General features: G+C 65.4%; 17 protein-coding genes. 9 read left to right on the top strand and 8 right to left on the bottom strand.

The annotated features are described in order from the left end of the window. Positions 1 to 119 precede the first annotated feature (119 nt). Both AC1RRJ_RS17925 and AC1RRJ_RS17930 read left to right on the top strand, forming a co-directional pair. Positions 120 to 1,439 (top strand): S41 family peptidase, encoded by a 1,320-nt coding sequence (locus AC1RRJ_RS17925; protein WP_493125173.1) that lies wholly within the window; start codon positions 120 to 122, stop codon positions 1,437 to 1,439. A gap of 13 nt (positions 1,440 to 1,452) precedes the next feature. After that, positions 1,453 to 1,902: a MarR family transcriptional regulator gene (locus AC1RRJ_RS17930; protein WP_493125175.1), complete on the top strand. Its 450-nt coding sequence runs from the start codon at positions 1,453 to 1,455 to the stop codon at positions 1,900 to 1,902. A 133-nt stretch (positions 1,903 to 2,035) separates the two neighbouring features. Here AC1RRJ_RS17930 and AC1RRJ_RS17935 read toward each other — a convergent pair whose 3' ends face one another. From AC1RRJ_RS17935 to AC1RRJ_RS17945, 3 genes are read right to left on the bottom strand one after another with little or no spacing between them, the layout of a single operon-like run. Beyond that, the gene (locus AC1RRJ_RS17935; protein WP_493125177.1) at positions 2,036 to 2,524 is read right to left on the bottom strand and encodes a GNAT family N-acetyltransferase; all 489 of its coding nucleotides are present in this window, start codon (positions 2,522 to 2,524) and stop codon (positions 2,036 to 2,038) included. Next, positions 2,521 to 2,922, bottom strand: a complete 402-nt coding sequence (locus AC1RRJ_RS17940; protein ID WP_493125179.1) for an acyl-CoA thioesterase — start codon at positions 2,920 to 2,922, stop codon at positions 2,521 to 2,523. Before AC1RRJ_RS17940 ends, AC1RRJ_RS17935 begins: the two co-directional genes overlap by 4 nt. Positions 2,923 to 2,966: 44 nt before the next feature. Beyond that, complete coding sequence (locus AC1RRJ_RS17945; RefSeq protein ID WP_493125181.1) at positions 2,967 to 4,217, bottom strand: threonine ammonia-lyase; 1,251 nt, start codon at positions 4,215 to 4,217, stop codon at positions 2,967 to 2,969. Positions 4,218 to 4,276: 59 nt separating this feature from the next. On the opposite strand from AC1RRJ_RS17945, the gene AC1RRJ_RS17950 reads away from it, so the two are divergent. From AC1RRJ_RS17950 to AC1RRJ_RS17965, 4 genes are read left to right on the top strand one after another with little or no spacing between them, the layout of a single operon-like run. After that, positions 4,277 to 5,155 carry an NAD(P)-dependent oxidoreductase gene (locus tag AC1RRJ_RS17950; RefSeq protein WP_493125183.1) on the top strand — a complete coding sequence of 293 codons (879 nt, stop codon included), beginning with the start codon at positions 4,277 to 4,279 and terminating at the stop codon, positions 5,153 to 5,155. After that, complete coding sequence (locus AC1RRJ_RS17955; RefSeq protein ID WP_493125185.1) at positions 5,152 to 6,798, top strand: amidohydrolase; 1,647 nt, start codon at positions 5,152 to 5,154, stop codon at positions 6,796 to 6,798. The genes AC1RRJ_RS17950 and AC1RRJ_RS17955 overlap by 4 nt, the downstream gene beginning before the upstream one ends. A gap of 4 nt (positions 6,799 to 6,802) precedes the next feature. Further along, complete coding sequence (locus AC1RRJ_RS17960) at positions 6,803 to 8,065, top strand: NAD(P)/FAD-dependent oxidoreductase (RefSeq protein WP_493125187.1); 1,263 nt, start codon at positions 6,803 to 6,805, stop codon at positions 8,063 to 8,065. Between the two features lie 22 nt (positions 8,066 to 8,087). Beyond that, positions 8,088 to 9,236, top strand: a complete 1,149-nt coding sequence (locus AC1RRJ_RS17965) for an alpha-hydroxy acid oxidase (protein ID WP_493125189.1) — start codon at positions 8,088 to 8,090, stop codon at positions 9,234 to 9,236. Positions 9,237 to 9,332: 96 nt separating this feature from the next. On the opposite strand, the gene AC1RRJ_RS17970 is transcribed toward AC1RRJ_RS17965, so the two are convergent. Then, positions 9,333 to 10,091 carry a TorF family putative porin gene (locus AC1RRJ_RS17970; protein WP_493125191.1) on the bottom strand — a complete coding sequence of 253 codons (759 nt, stop codon included), beginning with the start codon at positions 10,089 to 10,091 and terminating at the stop codon, positions 9,333 to 9,335. Positions 10,092 to 10,347: 256 nt separating this feature from the next. Here AC1RRJ_RS17970 and ispG point away from each other — a divergent pair, with 256 nt between their 5' ends. Together ispG and AC1RRJ_RS17980 are read left to right on the top strand one after the other, a co-directional pair. Next, on the top strand, positions 10,348 to 11,499 hold the full coding sequence (gene ispG, locus AC1RRJ_RS17975; protein WP_493125193.1) for a flavodoxin-dependent (E)-4-hydroxy-3-methylbut-2-enyl-diphosphate synthase: 1,152 nt from the start codon (positions 10,348 to 10,350) through the stop codon (positions 11,497 to 11,499). Positions 11,500 to 11,564: 65 nt separating this feature from the next. Next, positions 11,565 to 11,996, top strand: a complete 432-nt coding sequence (locus AC1RRJ_RS17980) for a hypothetical protein (protein WP_493125195.1) — start codon at positions 11,565 to 11,567, stop codon at positions 11,994 to 11,996. 16 nt (positions 11,997 to 12,012) lie between these two features. Here AC1RRJ_RS17980 and AC1RRJ_RS17985 read toward each other — a convergent pair whose 3' ends face one another. After that, on the bottom strand, positions 12,013 to 12,909 hold the full coding sequence (locus tag AC1RRJ_RS17985) for a beta-1,6-N-acetylglucosaminyltransferase (RefSeq protein WP_493125197.1): 897 nt from the start codon (positions 12,907 to 12,909) through the stop codon (positions 12,013 to 12,015). A 266-nt stretch (positions 12,910 to 13,175) separates the two neighbouring features. On the opposite strand from AC1RRJ_RS17985, the gene AC1RRJ_RS17990 reads away from it, so the two are divergent. Further along, positions 13,176 to 13,655, top strand: a complete 480-nt coding sequence (locus tag AC1RRJ_RS17990; protein ID WP_493125199.1) for a GNAT family N-acetyltransferase — start codon at positions 13,176 to 13,178, stop codon at positions 13,653 to 13,655. A gap of 121 nt (positions 13,656 to 13,776) precedes the next feature. On the opposite strand, the gene AC1RRJ_RS17995 is transcribed toward AC1RRJ_RS17990, so the two are convergent. The 3 genes from AC1RRJ_RS17995 to AC1RRJ_RS18005 form a co-directional block, all read right to left on the bottom strand. Then, positions 13,777 to 14,877, bottom strand: coding sequence for a S41 family peptidase (locus AC1RRJ_RS17995; protein ID WP_493125201.1), 1,101 nt, complete (start codon positions 14,875 to 14,877; stop codon positions 13,777 to 13,779). An 80-nt stretch (positions 14,878 to 14,957) separates the two neighbouring features. After that, positions 14,958 to 15,155 carry a hypothetical protein gene (locus AC1RRJ_RS18000; RefSeq protein WP_493125203.1) on the bottom strand — a complete coding sequence of 66 codons (198 nt, stop codon included), beginning with the start codon at positions 15,153 to 15,155 and terminating at the stop codon, positions 14,958 to 14,960. A 12-nt stretch (positions 15,156 to 15,167) separates the two neighbouring features. Beyond that, positions 15,168 to 16,301, bottom strand: a complete 1,134-nt coding sequence (locus AC1RRJ_RS18005) for an acyltransferase family protein (protein WP_493125205.1) — start codon at positions 16,299 to 16,301, stop codon at positions 15,168 to 15,170. Between the last annotated feature and the right edge of the window lie 48 nt (positions 16,302 to 16,349).

Here is a 16,349-nt window from a genome sequence, read left to right on the forward strand (position 1 = left end):
GGGGTTGAAAGCAACGCCAGCCCTCACCCCTCTATTTTGATCCAGCCCTCTTGCGTTGCCGATTCATACAACATATTGCGCAATATATTGTACGAATCGCATCACAGACAGGGAATCGGATGAACAACAAGCGCTGGACCGTCTTTATGGCCGCCACGACGGCCTGGCTGGCGACCGTTGCCGCCGCGGACGAAGCCCCGCTTTCCGCTGCCGACCGACGCGCCGTGGTCGAACAGCTCGGCCAGACGCTCGAGGCGAACTATGTCTATCCCGACAAGGCAAAAACCATCGCCGCGGCCTTGCGCCACAACCTCGACGCCGGCGATTATGACAAGGCGCAAGACCGTCCCGCCCTCGCGCGCGCGCTGACCGACGATCTGATTGCCGCGAGCAACGATCTGCATTTCGCCGTCGGGGTCGATCCGGCGTGGGTCGCCGACTATGCCGCACGGCAGGATCCCGTACGCGCCGCAGCGCTGCGCGACGAGGAACGCAAGGACGAAGCGCGCCGGAATTTCGGCTTTGCCGGGCTCCGCTACCTCGACGGCAACATCGCCTATGTCGATCTGACGCATTTTGCCGACCCCGAACTCGGATATGACGCCGCCGCCGCCGCGATGCGCTTTATCGAGAATGGCGACGCGGTGATTTATGACCTGCGCTACAACAATGGCGGCTATCTCGAGATGGCGCAGCTGCTCGCGAGCCAGCTCTTTCGCGGCGACAAGGATCAGGAACTGTTCGACTATTACTATAATCTCGACGGCCGCCGCGTCGAACGCGGCCAGTGGGTCCTCCCCGCGCTGCCCGCGAAACGCCTGACCGGAAAACCCGTCTATGTCCTCACCGGTTCGACCAGCTTCTCGGCGGCCGAATGGTTCGCCTACACCCTCAAGAAGCTGGGCCGGGCAACGCTGGTCGGCGAACGCACCGCGGGTGGCGCGCATCCGGTCGATCGCAAGCCCGTCGGCACCGATTATTTCCTGCAGGTGCCGATTGGCCAGATCCGCGACCCCGTCGATCGCGGCGATTTCGAAGGACAGGGCGTCACCCCTGACCATGAAGTCGCCTCCGCCGATGCACTCGCCGTCGCGCATCGCCTCGCGCTTGCCGATCTCGTCAAGGCCGATCCGGCGAAACGCGCCGACGCCGACTGGCTCGCCCCCGAGCTCGCGGAGCGCACCCAGCTATCTGCCGCCGCGCTCAAGGCGATCGCCGGTCGTTACGAAGGACGGCGCATCGACCTTGTCGACGGGAAACTGCTTTACACCTGGCGCGAACGTTTCCGCCTGTCGCTCCAGCCGCTCGCGGGCGATCTGCTGGCGATCGAGGGGGTGCACGACTTCCGCTTCCGCGTCGTGCGCAAAGGCGGCAAGGTCGCCGGGCTCGAACGCATCGACCGCGATGGAACGACCCAGACCTATGCCCGCCTCGACTGATCTCCCAAATGCCTTGAATGACATCACGTTCCTCGGCCGCCTCAGCGAAGCATTGAGCCAGCGGATCGAGGAACAGACGCGTCCGCTGTTCGACGACGCCGGCATCATCGTCCCCGTCCGCTCCTGCTCCCTGCTCACCGCACTGGACGCGGCGGGCGAAGCCTCGGCCGCCGAACTCGCGCGTGCCCTCAGCCAGTCGCATCAGCTGGTCATCCAGAAATGCCCGGCGCTGCTTCGCCTCGGCGTCATAACGCAGCACGCCGATCCCGCCGACGCGCGGCGCAAGATTTTCCGGCTGACCGACGTGGGACACGACCAGCTACGCCGCATCGATGCCTATGGTGTGCGAATAACCGCTATCTATCGCGCGCTCTTCGAAGAGGTCGGGGACGTTCACGGAGCGATACTGAAGGCGCTGAACGCGCTGGCCGACAAGCCACTGAGCGAACGCGCCAGGGAATAATCAGAGCCTGCGGAACGTCACCACCGCACGCGCTCGTGCTGATGACGAAGTGGAACGGCATCGCGCGAGAACCGCCCGCCAGATCGCCGCAACATCGTCGGCGCGGGCCGGATCAACATCCGCAGCGAAGCGGTCATTCGGCTTCGATCTCGCGCTGCATCAGGTGCGAGCCCGGCCCATAAGGATCGGCTTCGACATATTCGAAGCCCTGCCTGTGCCAATAGCTGTCAGCACCCTGAATCGCGACCAGTCGAACGTCGCGGCAGCCTTCGGCTTCGGCCTGACGGACGACGAAAGCGGTTGCCGTCGCTCCCGCGCCAGTTCCGCGCGCCGCTGGAAGCAGCGCAATATCATGGAGATAATAGCTGTCCACCACCGGGATCGCGCCCAGTTGCGACCCGAGTTTTGGCGGCGCGGCATCGCGCGGCCAGGGGTGGCTGATCAGATAGCCCAAAGCTTCCCCGTCGCGCTCGAGGATCGCGCAGCCTGCGGGATAATGCGCGAGACGATCGAAAAAGGTCTCCAGCGGTTCGGTAAAATCGCCGTGCACCGTATCGGAAATGCGAACGACCGTCGGAAGATCGGCCTCGCGCATCGGCCGCCAAGCTCCTGCGCCGCTCATGACGCATCGTCCAGAAACGGCGCCACCACCTCCGCCGTCACCCGCAGCGGCCGGCCGCTCGCCTTGTCGAGCAGCGCCCACACCGTCCGCGCGCGAACATGGACCTTCCCGTCCGCGCCGGTAAATTCCATGAAACGGTCGAACTTCGCGCCCTGCGGCTTGTCCGCGACCCATGTCCGCGCAGTCACGCTTTCGCCGGGGCCGAGCGCGCGCAGATAGTCGATCTCGTGCCGCACCACGACCCAGATATAGGCGTCCTTGTGGCTCTGCGGCGCTGCGGCATCCCAATGGCCGGTCGCAACCTGCTGGATCCACTGGACCCAGACGGCATTGTTGACATGGCCAAGCTCGTCGATGGCATCGGGGGTGGCGGTGAGGTTGAGGGTGAAGTCTTTCATCGCGCGACCATAGCAAGCCCCTCCCGCAAGCGGGAGGGGGTGAACTAGGCCAGCTCGACCGTCGTCACCATATAGCCCGCATCGCGCAGTGCGGTGACGAGGCTGTCCAGATGCTCGCGGTCGCGCGCTTCGCATTCGATGTCGGTGATCAGCCCTTTCGCGGGCAGCGTGGTGAAGATGCGCTGGTGATAGATTTCGATGATATTGACCTGCTTCTCGTCGAACAGCTTCATCACCTTGAACAGCGCGCCTGGGCGATCCTGCAACCGGATGCGCAGCCGCGCGATGCGGCCCGAACGCGCGAGGTCGCGCAGCAGCACATTGGCGAGCAGCCGCGTGTCGATATTGCCGCCGGTGAGCACCAGTCCGACCTTGCGTCCCTTGAACTCCTCGGGATGCGCGAGCATCGCCGCGAGACCCGCCGCGCCCGCGCCCTCGACCACCGTCTTTTCGATCTGGAGCAGCAGGCTGACCGCGCGTTCCAGATGGCGTTCGGCGACGAGGACGATATCGTCGTTCAGCGCGGCAACGAGTTTGCGCGTGTACGCGCCGGGTTCCTTGACCGCGATCCCTTCGGCCAGCGTGTCGCCCTCGCACGCCATGTCAACGCCGTTAAGTTCGGCGTACATCGACGGATAAAGCTCGGCCTGCACGCCCACCAGGCGCATGTCATTCTTGATCCCGCGCGCCGCGGTGCCCATGCCCGCGAGCAGCCCGCCGCCGCCGATCGGGACGATCAGCGTATCGAGCTCGGGGACATCCTCGAGCATTTCCAGCGCGACCGTTCCCTGCCCCGCCGCGACGTGCGGATGGTCGAAGGGATGGACGAAGGTCAGCCCGCGTTCGACTTCCAGCTCGCGCGCATGCGCCGAAGCGTCGTCGAACTTCTCGCCGAACAGCACGATTTCGGCGCCGTGGCTCGCGGTTTGCGAAACCTTCACCTGCGGCGTCGTCTTGGGCATCACGATCGTCACGGGGACGCCGAGCCGCTTGCCATGATAGGCCAGCCCCTGCGCATGATTGCCCGCCGATGCTGCGATCACGCCGCGCGCTTTCGCCTCGTCGCTGAGCAGCAGCAACGCGTTGAGCGCCCCACGCTCCTTATACGCCGCGGTGAACTGGAGATTTTCGAACTTCAGCCAGACTTCGGCGCCGACCAGTTCGGACAGCGTCTGCGAATGAAGCGTCGGTGTGCGGATCACCGCGCCGTTAATTCGCTCCGCCGCCGCGCGCACATCGTCCAATGTGATCGCCGGATAATCGGCGACGGCGGTCAGGGTGAGTTGATCTGTCATAGCGACAGAGGCCCTACCCCATCTGGCGCGCCGCGCAAACTATGCTTATGAACTCCCCCATGAACGAACAAAAATTGCGCGTGAGCTTCATCGGAACCGGCGTCATGGGCGGACCGATGGCAGGCCACCTCGTCAAGGCGGGGCACGACCTCACCGTTTACAACCGCACCCGCGCCAAGGCCGACGCCTGGGTCGCGCAATATGGTGGCGCGGCGGCGGCAACCCCCGCCGAGGCGGCGAAGGACGCCGATGTCGTCCTCGCCTGCGTTGGCAACGACGACGACCTCGCGCAGGTCACGCTCGGCCGCGACGGGGCGTTCAAGGCGATGAAGAAGGGCGCGCTGTTCGTCGATCACACCACCGTTTCCGCCCGCATCGCGCGGCAATTGTCGGTCGAGGCGGAAACCCTCGGCCTGCTCAGTGTCGACGCCCCCGTCTCGGGCGGCGAATCGGGCGCACAGGCGGGCACGCTCTCGATCATGTGCGGCGGCAGCAAGGCTGCGTTCGATGCCGCCGAGCCGGTGATGCGCGCCTATGCCGGGCGGATCGTCCATATCGGCGGCCCCGGCGCGGGGCAGACAACCAAGATGGTCAACCAGATTGCGATCGCCGGAGTGATCCAGGGCCTGTCCGAAGCGCTGCGTTTCGCGCAGGCATCGAAGCTCGACACCGACAAGGTGTTCGAGGCGGTATCGGGCGGCGCGGCGGCGAGCTGGCAGATGCTCAACCGCTGGGGCACAATGTCCAAGGATGAGTTCGACTTTGGTTTTGCGGTCGACTGGATGCGCAAGGACCTCGGCCTCGCGCTCGACGAAGCGCGGGTCAATGGCGCGACGCTACCGGTCGCGGCGATCGTCGATCAATTTTACGCCGATGTGCAGGACATGGGGCATGGGCGGCGCGACACGAGCTCGCTGGTGACGAGGCTGCCGAAGTGAAGCGGCTCTTGCTCGCAGCGCTGGCGCTGCCCCTCACCACCCCCGCCCACGCCGACACGCTGGTCGACAATGTCAACGGCGTCACGCTCGACAAGGATGGCAAGCTCGTCCGCTTCACCGGGCTCGTCATCGACACGCAGGGCAAGGTCAAGCAGCTGCTCGACCGCAAGGACAAGCGCCCCGAGCGCCCCGATTTCAAGGAGGACGGCAAGGGCCGCACGCTAATCCCTGGGCTGATCGACGCGCACGGACATGTCATGGGGCTCGGCTTCCAGCTGATGCTGCTCGACCTTAGCGAGACCAGCTCGCTCGCCGAGGCGCAGGCGGCGATCCGCAAATATGCCGCCGAAAATCCCGAAATGCCGTGGATCATCGGGTCGGGCTGGAATCAGGAGAAATGGGGCCTCGGCCGTTTTCCGACTGCGGCCGACCTCGACGCCGCAGTGCCGAACCGCGCCGTCTGGCTGACGCGCATCGACGGCCATGCCGGTTGGGCGAACAGCGCCGCGATGGCTTCGGCGAAAATCACCGCCGCCAGCAAGTCGCCCGAGGGCGGCCGCATCGAAATGGCGGGGGGCAAGCCCAGCGGGGTCTTCATCGATGCCGCGATGAGCCTTGTCGACGCTGCCAAGCCCAAGCCGCTCGCGCGCGACCTCGACCGCGCCCTCTATCTCGCGCAGCAGAAGCTCATGGAACAGGGCGTTACCAGCATCGCCGACATGGGCACGTCGATCGCCGACTGGCAGGCCTATCGCCGCGCCGGCGACAAGAAACAGCTCGCGATCCGCATCCTCTCCTATGGCGGCGACATCGACAATATGGCGCTGATCGCGGGAGGCGAGCCGACCCCGTGGCTTTATGACGACCGCCTCCGCATGGTGGGCGTGAAGCTCTATCTCGACGGCGCGCTGGGTTCGCGCGGCGCGTGGCTCAAGACGCCGTACAGCGATGCGCCGGGACAAAAGGGCCTTCCCCTTCTTACCCCAGCGCAGCTCCGCAACAAGATGGTGCGCGCGTCGATGGACAAGTTCCAGGTCGCGATCCACGCGATCGGCGACGCGGCCAATGCCGAGGCGCTCGACGCGATCACCGACCTGACCGCCGACCTGCCCGGCGAGCGCCGCTGGCGGATCGAGCATGCGCAGATCATCGACCCCGTCGATATCCCGCGCTTTGCGCAATTGAAGGTCATCGCCTCGATGCAGCCGGTGCACCAGACGAGCGATCGCCTGATGGCCGAAGCCCGCCTCGGCCCCGACCGCCTCAAGGGCGCTTATGCGTGGCGCAGCCTCGCCAGCGCCGGCGCCCGCCTCGCCTTCGGATCCGATGTGCCGGTCGAGAGCGCCAACCCCTTCCCTGGTATCGCCGCTGCCATCTCGCGCACCGACGCCGCGGGCCAACCCTTTGGCGGTTGGCGTCCAGAAGAAACGGTGAGCCGCGAGGTTGCCCTCGACGGCTTCACCCGCACCGCGGCCTATGCCGCCTTCGCCGAAGATCGCCTCGGCACGCTGATGCCCGGAATGCGCGCCGACTTCCTGATCGTCGAGGCCGACCCGATGCTCGCCAGCCCCGACGAAATCCGCCGCATGGTCCCGCTCGAGACGTGGATCGGCGGCTATCGCTATTACAAGAAAAAGGACTGACGGCATGGCGATCGACCGCCGCCGGATGCTGGGCGCGCTCGCCGTCGTTCCCGCCGCGCTCGCACTCGGCGCCGCGAAGAAGGAACCCAAGCCCAAAGACCCGCCGGCCCCGCGCGCTTCGCGGCGCCGCAAGGGCGCAAAGGCGCCCGAAAAACATGTCGATGTCGCGGTGATCGGCGCCGGCGCGCTCGGAGCATGGACCGCATGGCACCTCGTCCGCGCCGGGCAGAGCGTGCGGCTGTTCGACGCCTATGGTGCGGGCGGCGGCCGTTCCGCATCGAGCCTGTCATCGATGATGCTCGACCCCGTACAGGGCGGCGATACGCTCTACGCCGCGCTGGCGGCGGAAAGCCTCGGCGCCTGGCAAAAGCTCTCCGACAGCGCGAGCCTGCCAATTATGACCCGCTGCGAAGTCGTCACGACCGCGACCGCCGCCGACGCACTGCCCGACCTTCGCGATACCGGGCGCGAAAGCGGCGCAAAGCTGCGCCATCGCTATCCGCAAATCGCGTGGCGCGACGACGAGGCGGCACTCATCGCCGAGAAGGCCGCAGTCCTCGCCGGCCAGCGCGGGGTGCTAGAAACCATCCTCGACGCCCAAATTTTGGTCGAGGATGTCGTGATGCCCGCGCCGCTCCGCGACAAGCGCAGCGACCTCTATGTCCTTCCCGACGGCGGCACCGCGCGCAGCGTCGTCTATGCCTGCGGTGCATGGCTGACCGAGCTGTTCCCGCAGATTTTGACGCCGCAGCGACTGTCAGCGGTACGCCAGCAAATCTTCCACTTCGGCCCCGGGCAGGGCGACACCCAATTCCGTCCCCCCGCAATGCCCGTCCTGATCGACCGCGCTTACGGCTTTCACCTGCTCCCTGATGTCGAGGGCGCGGGGGTGCGCTGCTGGCGCAGCGCCGCCGACGCGAGCGTCGATCCCGACAGCTTCGACCGCCGCGCCGACGAAGGCGCGCTCACCGATATCCGCCAATGGATTGCCGGCCGCCTGCCCCACCTCGCGACCGCGCCGGTGATCGCGAGCGCCGCTGCACATGACTGCCGCACCACCACCGGCGACCTGCTGCTTGATCGTTTGCCGAACCAGCCGCGCACATGGGTGGTCGGCGGCGGCGCGGGCCGCGCCTTCGCGCTCGCTCCTGCCATCGGTGCGCGCGTCGCCGCGCATATCGCCGACGCCGCGCGGCCGATCGAACCGCGCTGGGCACTGGCGAGGCTGACTGGGGGCGTGATTGCGCCGTCGCCGCCGGCATCCTGAGTTGTTTTCCGGGGGGGATAGAATGAAACTCGCCGACTGCCACAATATCGACGATTTCCGCGTGCTCGCGAAGCGCCGCCTGCCGTGGCCGGTGTTCGATTATATCGACGGCGCCGCCGATGACGAGGTCACCCGCCGCCGCAACCGCGCCGCGTTCGACGATTGCGATCTCATCCCGCGCGTTCTTGCGGGTGTCGACAGCGTCAACATGCGCACGACGCTGTTCGGGCGCGAGATGGCGATGCCACTGTTTCTCTCGCCCACCGCGCTCCAGCGGCTGTTCCACTGGCAGGGCGAGCGCGCAGTCCTGCGTGCCGCCGCCAAGGCCGGGACGATGGCGGGAATTTCCAGCCTCGCGACGATCAGCCTCGCCGAAGCCGGCGCGCTGACCGACGGCCCCAAGCTGTTTCAGCTTTATGTCCATCACGACGAAGGGCTCAACCGCGCGATGCTCGAGGCCGCGCGCGATGCGAAGTTCGATGCAGTAGCGCTCACCGTCGACACGATCGTCGGCGGCAACCGCGAACGCTGTCTGCGCTCGGGCTTCACTTCGCCGCCGCGCTTCACCCCGGGCAATATGCTGAGCTACGCCATCAAGCCGGGCTGGGGGCTCAACTATGTGCTGCGCGAGAAATTCAGCCTGCCCAACCTCGCAACGCATGTGTCCGAAGGGTCGAGCGTCCCCAAATCGGTCGCCGACTATTTCACCACGATGCTCGACCAGAGCCTCGACTGGAAACGCGCCGAGGCGATCCGCAAGCAATGGGACGGCCCCTTTTGCCTCAAGGGGATCGCCGCGGTCGAGGATGCGAAACGCGCCGCCGACATCGGCGCGACCGCGATCATGGTATCGAACCATGGCGGCCGGCAACTCGACGGCAGCATCTCGCCCTTCGACGCGCTCGCCGAGATCGTCGATGCGGTCGGCGACAGGGTCGAGGTCATTTGCGACGGCGGCATCACGCGCGGCACCCATGTGCTCAAAGCGCTGTCGGTCGGGGCGAAGGCCTGTTCGGGTGGCCGCCTCTATCTCTACGCGCTCGCCGCGGCGGGCGAGGATGGCGTCGCGCGCGCAATCGCGCTGCTCCGCGCCGAGATGGAGCGCGGCATGAAATTAATGGGGGCCAGGACCCTGTCGGATCTCGGCCCCCATAATCTGCGCTGGCGCTGACCCCATTTCCCCGTCGTCGCACAACGCGCATGAAAAAGGGGGCGGCCTCCCCCGAAGCCGCCCCCTTCACACATGGTCCTTTGCTCCGTCAGGCGGTCAGAAAGACGCGCCCAGGGTAAAGACCACGGTTGGATCGTAATTTGTGTCGACGGCCTTGACCCCCGTCTTTTTGACGTCGGTGTCGACATACTGGACCGAGAAGGTGAAGGGGCCGGCGGGAACCGAAGCACCGATCACCCAGTCGATATAATTGCTGTCGGGCGAAACGAGACCCAGCGAACCGTCGGTATAGCCGACAGCGGCCGACAGCGTCACCGGCGTATTCGGTACGCCAAAGCCGGCGCCGAGGTTCAGGTAGATGCTGTCCTCGTCGCCGAGCGAATTCTGCTTGGGAGCATAAGCCACCTGCCCGGTCACCGAGAGGGGGCCGATGTCGTGCGAAAGCTTGGCGATGCCTTCGAAATAATCGGTCGGCGCGCCGCCATCGTGGCTACCCGGATAGGTGTAATAGGTGACGCCCAGATCGACGGTCGTCCCCGACGCGATTTCGGTGTTGAAGCCGCCATAAAGGTCGAGTTCGAACTTGCCATAGGCGGTGCTGTTGGGAAGCGAAGAGCCCCAGGTGCCGACGTAAAAACCGCTTTCGTGGCTGACGGTCAGCGTCGGCTGCACCGCGACCTTTTCGTTCGACAGTGAAACGCCGCGAAACCGATAGTCGGACGTGACCGCGATGCCGCCCGAAAGCGTGAACGGGCCGATCGCTGTCGTGTCTTCTTCTTCCTCGGCAAAGGCCGGTGTCGACATGGCCGAAGCCGCGAGCAGCATGCCGAAGCACGCTTTGGTGAGAAACTTCATGGGTGATCCCCCTAATGGCTGAAACGGATCGTCCCACCTGCAGTAAGCGTCCATACCTCTTGTTGCGGGCCTGTGACGACGAACGCATTCGAAATTGCCGATTTTGCTGCAATGCACAAACGAAAATTTCACAGGGGGCAGAATCAGCGCTCAACTGTGGCTTTTCCGCAACAGCGGGCCCAACCGCGCTTGTTCTTTGCCAAGCCGCGGCCGGACGGCTAAAGAGCGCGCATATTCCCTCTGTCGAGCAGCAACCATGAGCGATCACAATCCCGGCCTGCGCCCCTGGCGCGACATTGCGCGGCGAACCAGCCGCCAGATCATGGTCGGCGCCGTCCCCGTCGGCGGCGGCGCGCCGATCAGCGTCCAGACGATGACCAACACGCTGACCAGCGACGCCGTTGCGACGATCGACCAGATCCGCCGCTGCGAAGAGGCCGGCGCCGACCTGATCCGCGTCTCCTGCCCCGACACCGAATCGACCGCGGCACTCGGCAAGATCGTCCGCGCCGCGCGCATCCCGATCATCGCCGACATTCATTTCCACTATAAGCGCGCGCTCGAAGCCGCCGACGCCGGCGCCGCATGCCTGCGCATCAACCCCGGCAACATCGGATCGTCGGAGCGCGTCGGCGAGGTCGTCCGCGCCGCAAAGGCGAATGGCTGCGCGATCCGCATCGGCGTCAACGCCGGCAGCCTCGAAAAAGATCTGCTCGAAAAATATGGCGAGCCCTGCCCCGAAGCGCTCGTCGAAAGCGCGCTCGATCACATCAAGCTGCTTCAGGACCATGATTTCCACGAGTATAAGGTCGCGGTAAAGGCGAGCGACGTCTTCCTCGCGGTCGCGGCCTATGCGCAGCTCGCCGACGCGGTCGATTGCCCGCTCCACCTCGGCATCACCGAGGCCGGCGGACTGATCGGCGGCACGGTCAAGTCCGCGCTCGGCATCGGCAATCTCCTCTGGGCCGGCATCGGCGACACGATCCGCGTGTCGCTTTCGGCAGAACCCGAAGAGGAAGTGCGCGTCGGCTATGAAATCCTCAAATCCCTGGGCCTGCGCACCCGCGGTGTCCGCGTCGTCTCCTGTCCCAGCTGCGCACGCCAGGGCTTCGACGTGATCCGAACCGTTCAGGCACTCGAAGAGGCGCTCGGCCACATCAAGACCCCGATGTCGCTCTCGGTTCTCGGCTGCGTCGTCAACGGTCCCGGCGAGGCGCGCGAAACCGACATCGGCATCACCGGCGGCGGCAACGGCAAGCATATGGTGTTCCTGTCGGGCGTCACCGATCATCATGTCGAGGACGCCGACATGATCGCGCATATCGTCAAACTGGTCGAAGCCAAGGCCGCCGAAATCGACGCGGGCAGTTCGGTGAGCATGGACACGCTCCACGGCAAGGCGGCGTAAAACTATTTCCATCGCTGTCAGCAAGGCATAGCATCGCAACATCCAGAAGGATGGAGGAGCACGCCATGACATTCGGAAAGCCCGACGCCCTCGACCGCCTTGTCCAGCTCCTGCTGCTGATCGCCGCGATCACAACGATCGCCAATGGCGTGTTTATGTTGATCAAACCGCTCGACTGGTATGTCTTTGTCCCCACCGTCGTCACCACTGGCCCGCCCAACGCGCATTTCATCCGCGACATCGGCCTCGCCTATCTGGGGTCGGGGCTGATCCTGCTCTATGCCGCCGCGAACCCTGCCTACCACTGGCGTGCCGCGGTCGTCGGCGGGCTATGGCTGGTGCTCCACGGCCTGCTTCATATCTATGAAGTCGCCGCCGGCATCTGCGGTCCCGCGACCTTCTGGGCCGACGCCCCCGCGGTGCTCGGCCAGCCCGCGCTCGTCATCGCGGCGCTCGGCATCCTCTTCGCGCGAAAGCGGGCGAAGCGCGCGGACTGACCCGCGCGCCCCGAAATCAGGCCGGCTCGAGCGTCCGGTCCTGCGGCCGCAGCTTCGGCTCCTCGACATAGAGATTCGCGGCGGGCGTCTTCAGATGCGCCTCGAGCAGGTCGAAAATCGCCGCATCCTCCTCTTCGTTGAACTTGCGCGCAAACAGGTCGGGGCTCAGCGTCAGGCGCAGCGCGTCGGCGGCGACAAAGGTGCGCGGGCGCAATTTGATCTCGCCGTCGGGGATCCAGTCGATCGTCCGCAGATCGTCGTTCATCACCTCGCCCTGCGCACCGCTGTTCATCATGAGCGTCTGGAAAAACGCCTCGTCGGGGATGAAGCTGCGGCGGTAGAAGGATTTGAACCGGTCGGCGCTCGGGTGATGGACCGCAAATTCGCAGAAGCCGCGCGTCACCGCTTTCCACTGGGTGCCGATAAAGGGAGTCGCGCCCTTCAGGAAGGCGCGCGGCAGGCGGGTGCGGAACATCCGTCCGCGTGCCTCGACGAACATATGGCTGACGCGGTTCATCGTGTCGGGGCGAATCGCACGCTGGTCGAGCGCGCGAATATATTGGCGCTGCGGGTGAGCGCGCAGAAAGTCGGCAATATAGGCCTGCGACTTCAGCGGGAAATCCTGGCCGCTGAGGTTGATATAGTGGCTCCAGCTGCTGTTCATCGCCAGCAATTTGGCCATTCCGCGCAGCTCGGCCTCGACCAGACTGTATCCGCCCCACAGCGCCTTTTGCGATTCGATGATCGCGACGCCCTGATAGGGTTGCAAAAATTCGGCGATATCCGCGGCGAGTTCGGGGCCCGAGCTTTTGTCGACATGGATCACATAGCTGTTGCCGGGAGCATAGATGGCGCGAAACATCCGCTTGAACTGTTCGGGAAAGCGATGGAGAAGGATGAAATAGCCGATCATGAAGGCATGCCTTTCGGATCGCCGACCCGGGCTGTCAGCCTTCCGGAATCGCGATCATTTCCTGTCCCGGAAAAACCCAACCAAAGTCATTTTGATCGAAAGGAGACAATGCCCGACAGATGTCCTGCCGCGTTGCGACGCGGCCTGGTCCAGCGGCATCCTTCCCATATGGGGCGGCGGCCGGTGATTGTAAGGGCGGCGCCATTGCCCATCGGGCGTCGCCGCCGCTAAAGGGGCCGCGACACCCTCTGCACAGGATGACCCGCGTGACCCTCTCAATCCGCCCCGCCACGTCCGCCGACCTGCCGCTGATCGCGCAGTTCATCCGCGACCTCGCCGACTATGAAAAGCTCGCCGACGAAGTGCGCTTCGACGAAGCGACGCTCGGCGCAAAACTGTTCGGACCGCGCCCCTATGCCGAAGTGGTGATCGGCGAACTCGACGGCACGCCGCAGGGCTTCGCACTCTTCTTCCACAATTTCTCGACCTTCGAGGGGCGCCCCGGCATCTACCTCGAAGATCTGTTCGTCCGCCCCGAAGCCCGCAGATCGGGGCTCGGCAAGGCGCTGCTCATCCACCTCGCGGCGCTCTGCACCGAACGCGACTGCGCGCGGCTCGAATGGAGCGTGCTCGACTGGAACGCACCGGCGATCGGTTTCTACCAGAGCCTCGGCGCGCGGATGATGGACGAATGGACGGTGATGCGCGTCGACGGCGACGCGCTCGCCAGCCTCGCGGGCTCCTGAACCTTCGCCCCCGGATCTTCGTCACCCCGGACTCGATCCGGGGCCCGGACGACGGTGCTGAATGGATCCCGGATCAAGTCCGGAATGACGACAGAAGCAATCAGCTGCCCGGTCCGCGCGTTCACTGGCGCGCAGGCTTCGGCCCCCGCCGTACCATCGGCGCGGTCGGCATATGCGCTTCGGACAAACGCTCGGCTTCGTCCGCTTCGACACCCAGATCGGTCAGCACGCGCATCAATGCCTCCGACGGCGGCACCAATATGTCGGGCTGAACGCCGGCGCCCTCCCAATCCCTACCCGTCACCGGGTCATAGGTGCGCCCAACCGGAATGAAGGCGGTGAAACCGCCGCCCAATTCCTCACCGTTACCGAAATGATTGGCGCCCGCGGTCGGTGCACCCACCAAAGTACCGCGTCCACTATGCTTCATCGCCAGCGAAAAATGCTCGGCCGCCGAAGCGGTGGCGCCCGACGTCAGCACATAGATTTTGGCATCGCGCAGCCGAGTGTCGGCATTCGGGGTCGCCCAATGCTCGCGCGCCACCATGCCGGCATCGCCCTTCACCGGGCGCATCGAGGCCAGCCCGTCGATCGGCGAACCACCGCGCGCGTCGACCGAAGCGCGCGTCGCCATCGTCACCAGCCGCGTCGGCTCGGCAAACAGCCAGGGGAATATGACGTCCATCTGATCAAGCCCGCCGCCATTGTGGGTGCGGATGTCGAAAATAATCGCCTTGGCGTCGGCATGATCGGCCATGAACTTCGCCGCTGTCGCAGTCACTACCGCATCGTCGGGGAAGGCGTTGAAGCGGACAAAAGCGATCCCGGGCGCGATCCATCCCGCCTGTTCGATCGGGACGCGCGGCGGGCGCCGCGTCGGGGCGGCGCTGCCCGATACCGGGGCACCCTCGGGGGCGCGGAGCCGCAAATGACCGTCGGGGGACACCGCGGTCACATCCTCGTCGACCGCCTGCCCCAGCGCCTCGCCGGTCAACGAAGCATAGCGGCCCGACGCAATCCCGGCGCGGATCGCTTCGGCATAGCGTTTGCCGGTTTCTGGGTAGACATAATCGCGCTCGAGCAGCGCAGCATAATTTTCGGCGATGCTGTTGGCCCGCACGGCCGGGGCGGGGGCGGTGTCGGTGGCCAGAACCGGCGCGACGACGAACGGCGCAGCGGCCGCGAGCAACAGCACGGGGACGAGATGACGGGAATGCTTCATGAGGTAACTCCTATCCAAACCCCGGCTTGAAAGGAAATGTGCCCCAGACATAGTGCAGGTTCAACTACATTTGTAGTCGATCAGCGCTTGCGCGCGAACCAGATCAGCACGGCACCAACGATCGCCAGCACGACACCATTGCGCGTCCATACCGTGTCGCCCAGCATGAAGCTGCTCGCCGGCCAGCGCACGACATCGAGCCCCTGCAACGCCCACAACCCGCCGACCAGAACCATCGCGACCCCGACGATCGCCAATACTCCTTTCAAGGCCCCCATGCTCGCTCTCCCCTATTGGCGCTGCAATCCGATCAGCGGCCGCAGCCAGCCGATGGTGCGCCCGATCGCATAGAAAAGCCAGCACCCCACAATCGTGACGACGAGCAGGATCAGAAAGGACGGCAACGCTCCCACGCCGGCCCGAAGCAGATACCAGCCGGTGGCGACGATGATCGTCTGGTGGATGATGTAAAAGGGAAACACCGCCTCGGCGAGCGTCGTGCGCCACGGGTGGTCGCGGTTCCAAAAGGCGTCGGCGATCCCGACGAGCGCGACGATCGTCGCCCAGCCCTGTACCAGCCGCGCGATGTGGAACGGCACGGACACCCAGTCGGGTGCGGCTGCATCACCCGGCCAGTTCCACTCTACCCACGCAACGAAGGCAAACGCCGCAAGACCGATGACCAGCCCTGCGCGCCAGCAGCGCGCGACCGCCGCGAACAGCGCCGGCCGCACGCGAAGCAGCCAGCCGATGGCAAAGGGGATCAGATAATGGAGATGCGACGGCCCGTCATCGAACAGCGCGTGCGTTTCGTCATGATCGGGGAATAGCGTGAGGATCAGCAACCACACCGCAAGCGGGACGATCAACATGCCCCAGCCGCCGAGCACTCGCGCCGCGCTGTCGGCGATCCGCGTCCGTATGCGCCCGGGCACCCACGCCAGCACCGCCGCCGCCAGCAGCGTATACACCCACAGATAGACGACAAACCACAGATGCTGCCACGTCGGCAGGATAATGCCGTCCAGCATCCCGAAGCGGAAATAGTCGTGCAGCCAGAAATAGCCGAGCCCATGGGCATAGCCATGCTGGCCGACCAGCTCGATCCACGGCTGCGGCGGGATGATGACGATGATGCCGAAAGCGAGCGGGATCAGCAACCGCGCACTCCGCGACCGCACAAATGCCCCCGCACCGCCGAGCTTCGCGAACAGCGCCGCGCTCGCATAGCCCGACACGAGGAACAGCAAAGGCAGCCGCCAGCTGTTCGTCGCCAGCATCGGGATCGCGGCCCAATCGAGCGGCTGCGCGATCTTCACATGCCAGCCCCACGGCACGAAATACATGCCGATATGATAGAGAATGAGGAGGCCAAACGCCCCGATCCGCAGCCAATCCATGCCGAGGTGACGCACGCCGGTCATAGGCTTCCTCCTCCCACATTCGTCATCCCGGACTTGATCCGGGATCCA

The organism is Sphingopyxis sp. GW821-FHT12C06 (genome assembly GCF_058807415.1).

Coding starts and splice junctions, on each gene's coding strand:
- AC1RRJ_RS17925 (WP_493125173.1), top strand. CDS start 120: ATGAACAACAAGCGCTGGACCGTCTTTATGGCCGCCACGACGGCCTGG.
- AC1RRJ_RS17935 (WP_493125177.1), bottom strand. CDS start 2,524: ATGAGCGGCGCAGGAGCTTGGCGGCCGATGCGCGAGGCCGATCTTCCG.
- AC1RRJ_RS17940 (WP_493125179.1), bottom strand. CDS start 2,922: ATGAAAGACTTCACCCTCAACCTCACCGCCACCCCCGATGCCATCGAC.
- AC1RRJ_RS17945 (WP_493125181.1), bottom strand. CDS start 4,217: ATGACAGATCAACTCACCCTGACCGCCGTCGCCGATTATCCGGCGATC.
- AC1RRJ_RS17950 (WP_493125183.1), top strand. CDS start 4,277: ATGAACGAACAAAAATTGCGCGTGAGCTTCATCGGAACCGGCGTCATG.
- AC1RRJ_RS17960 (WP_493125187.1), top strand. CDS start 6,803: ATGGCGATCGACCGCCGCCGGATGCTGGGCGCGCTCGCCGTCGTTCCC.
- AC1RRJ_RS17965 (WP_493125189.1), top strand. CDS start 8,088: ATGAAACTCGCCGACTGCCACAATATCGACGATTTCCGCGTGCTCGCG.
- AC1RRJ_RS17970 (WP_493125191.1), bottom strand. CDS start 10,091: ATGAAGTTTCTCACCAAAGCGTGCTTCGGCATGCTGCTCGCGGCTTCG.
- ispG (WP_493125193.1), top strand. CDS start 10,348: ATGAGCGATCACAATCCCGGCCTGCGCCCCTGGCGCGACATTGCGCGG.
- AC1RRJ_RS17980 (WP_493125195.1), top strand. CDS start 11,565: ATGACATTCGGAAAGCCCGACGCCCTCGACCGCCTTGTCCAGCTCCTG.
- AC1RRJ_RS17985 (WP_493125197.1), bottom strand. CDS start 12,909: ATGATCGGCTATTTCATCCTTCTCCATCGCTTTCCCGAACAGTTCAAG.
- AC1RRJ_RS17995 (WP_493125201.1), bottom strand. CDS start 14,877: ATGAAGCATTCCCGTCATCTCGTCCCCGTGCTGTTGCTCGCGGCCGCT.
- AC1RRJ_RS18000 (WP_493125203.1), bottom strand. CDS start 15,155: ATGGGGGCCTTGAAAGGAGTATTGGCGATCGTCGGGGTCGCGATGGTT.
- AC1RRJ_RS18005 (WP_493125205.1), bottom strand. CDS start 16,301: ATGACCGGCGTGCGTCACCTCGGCATGGATTGGCTGCGGATCGGGGCG.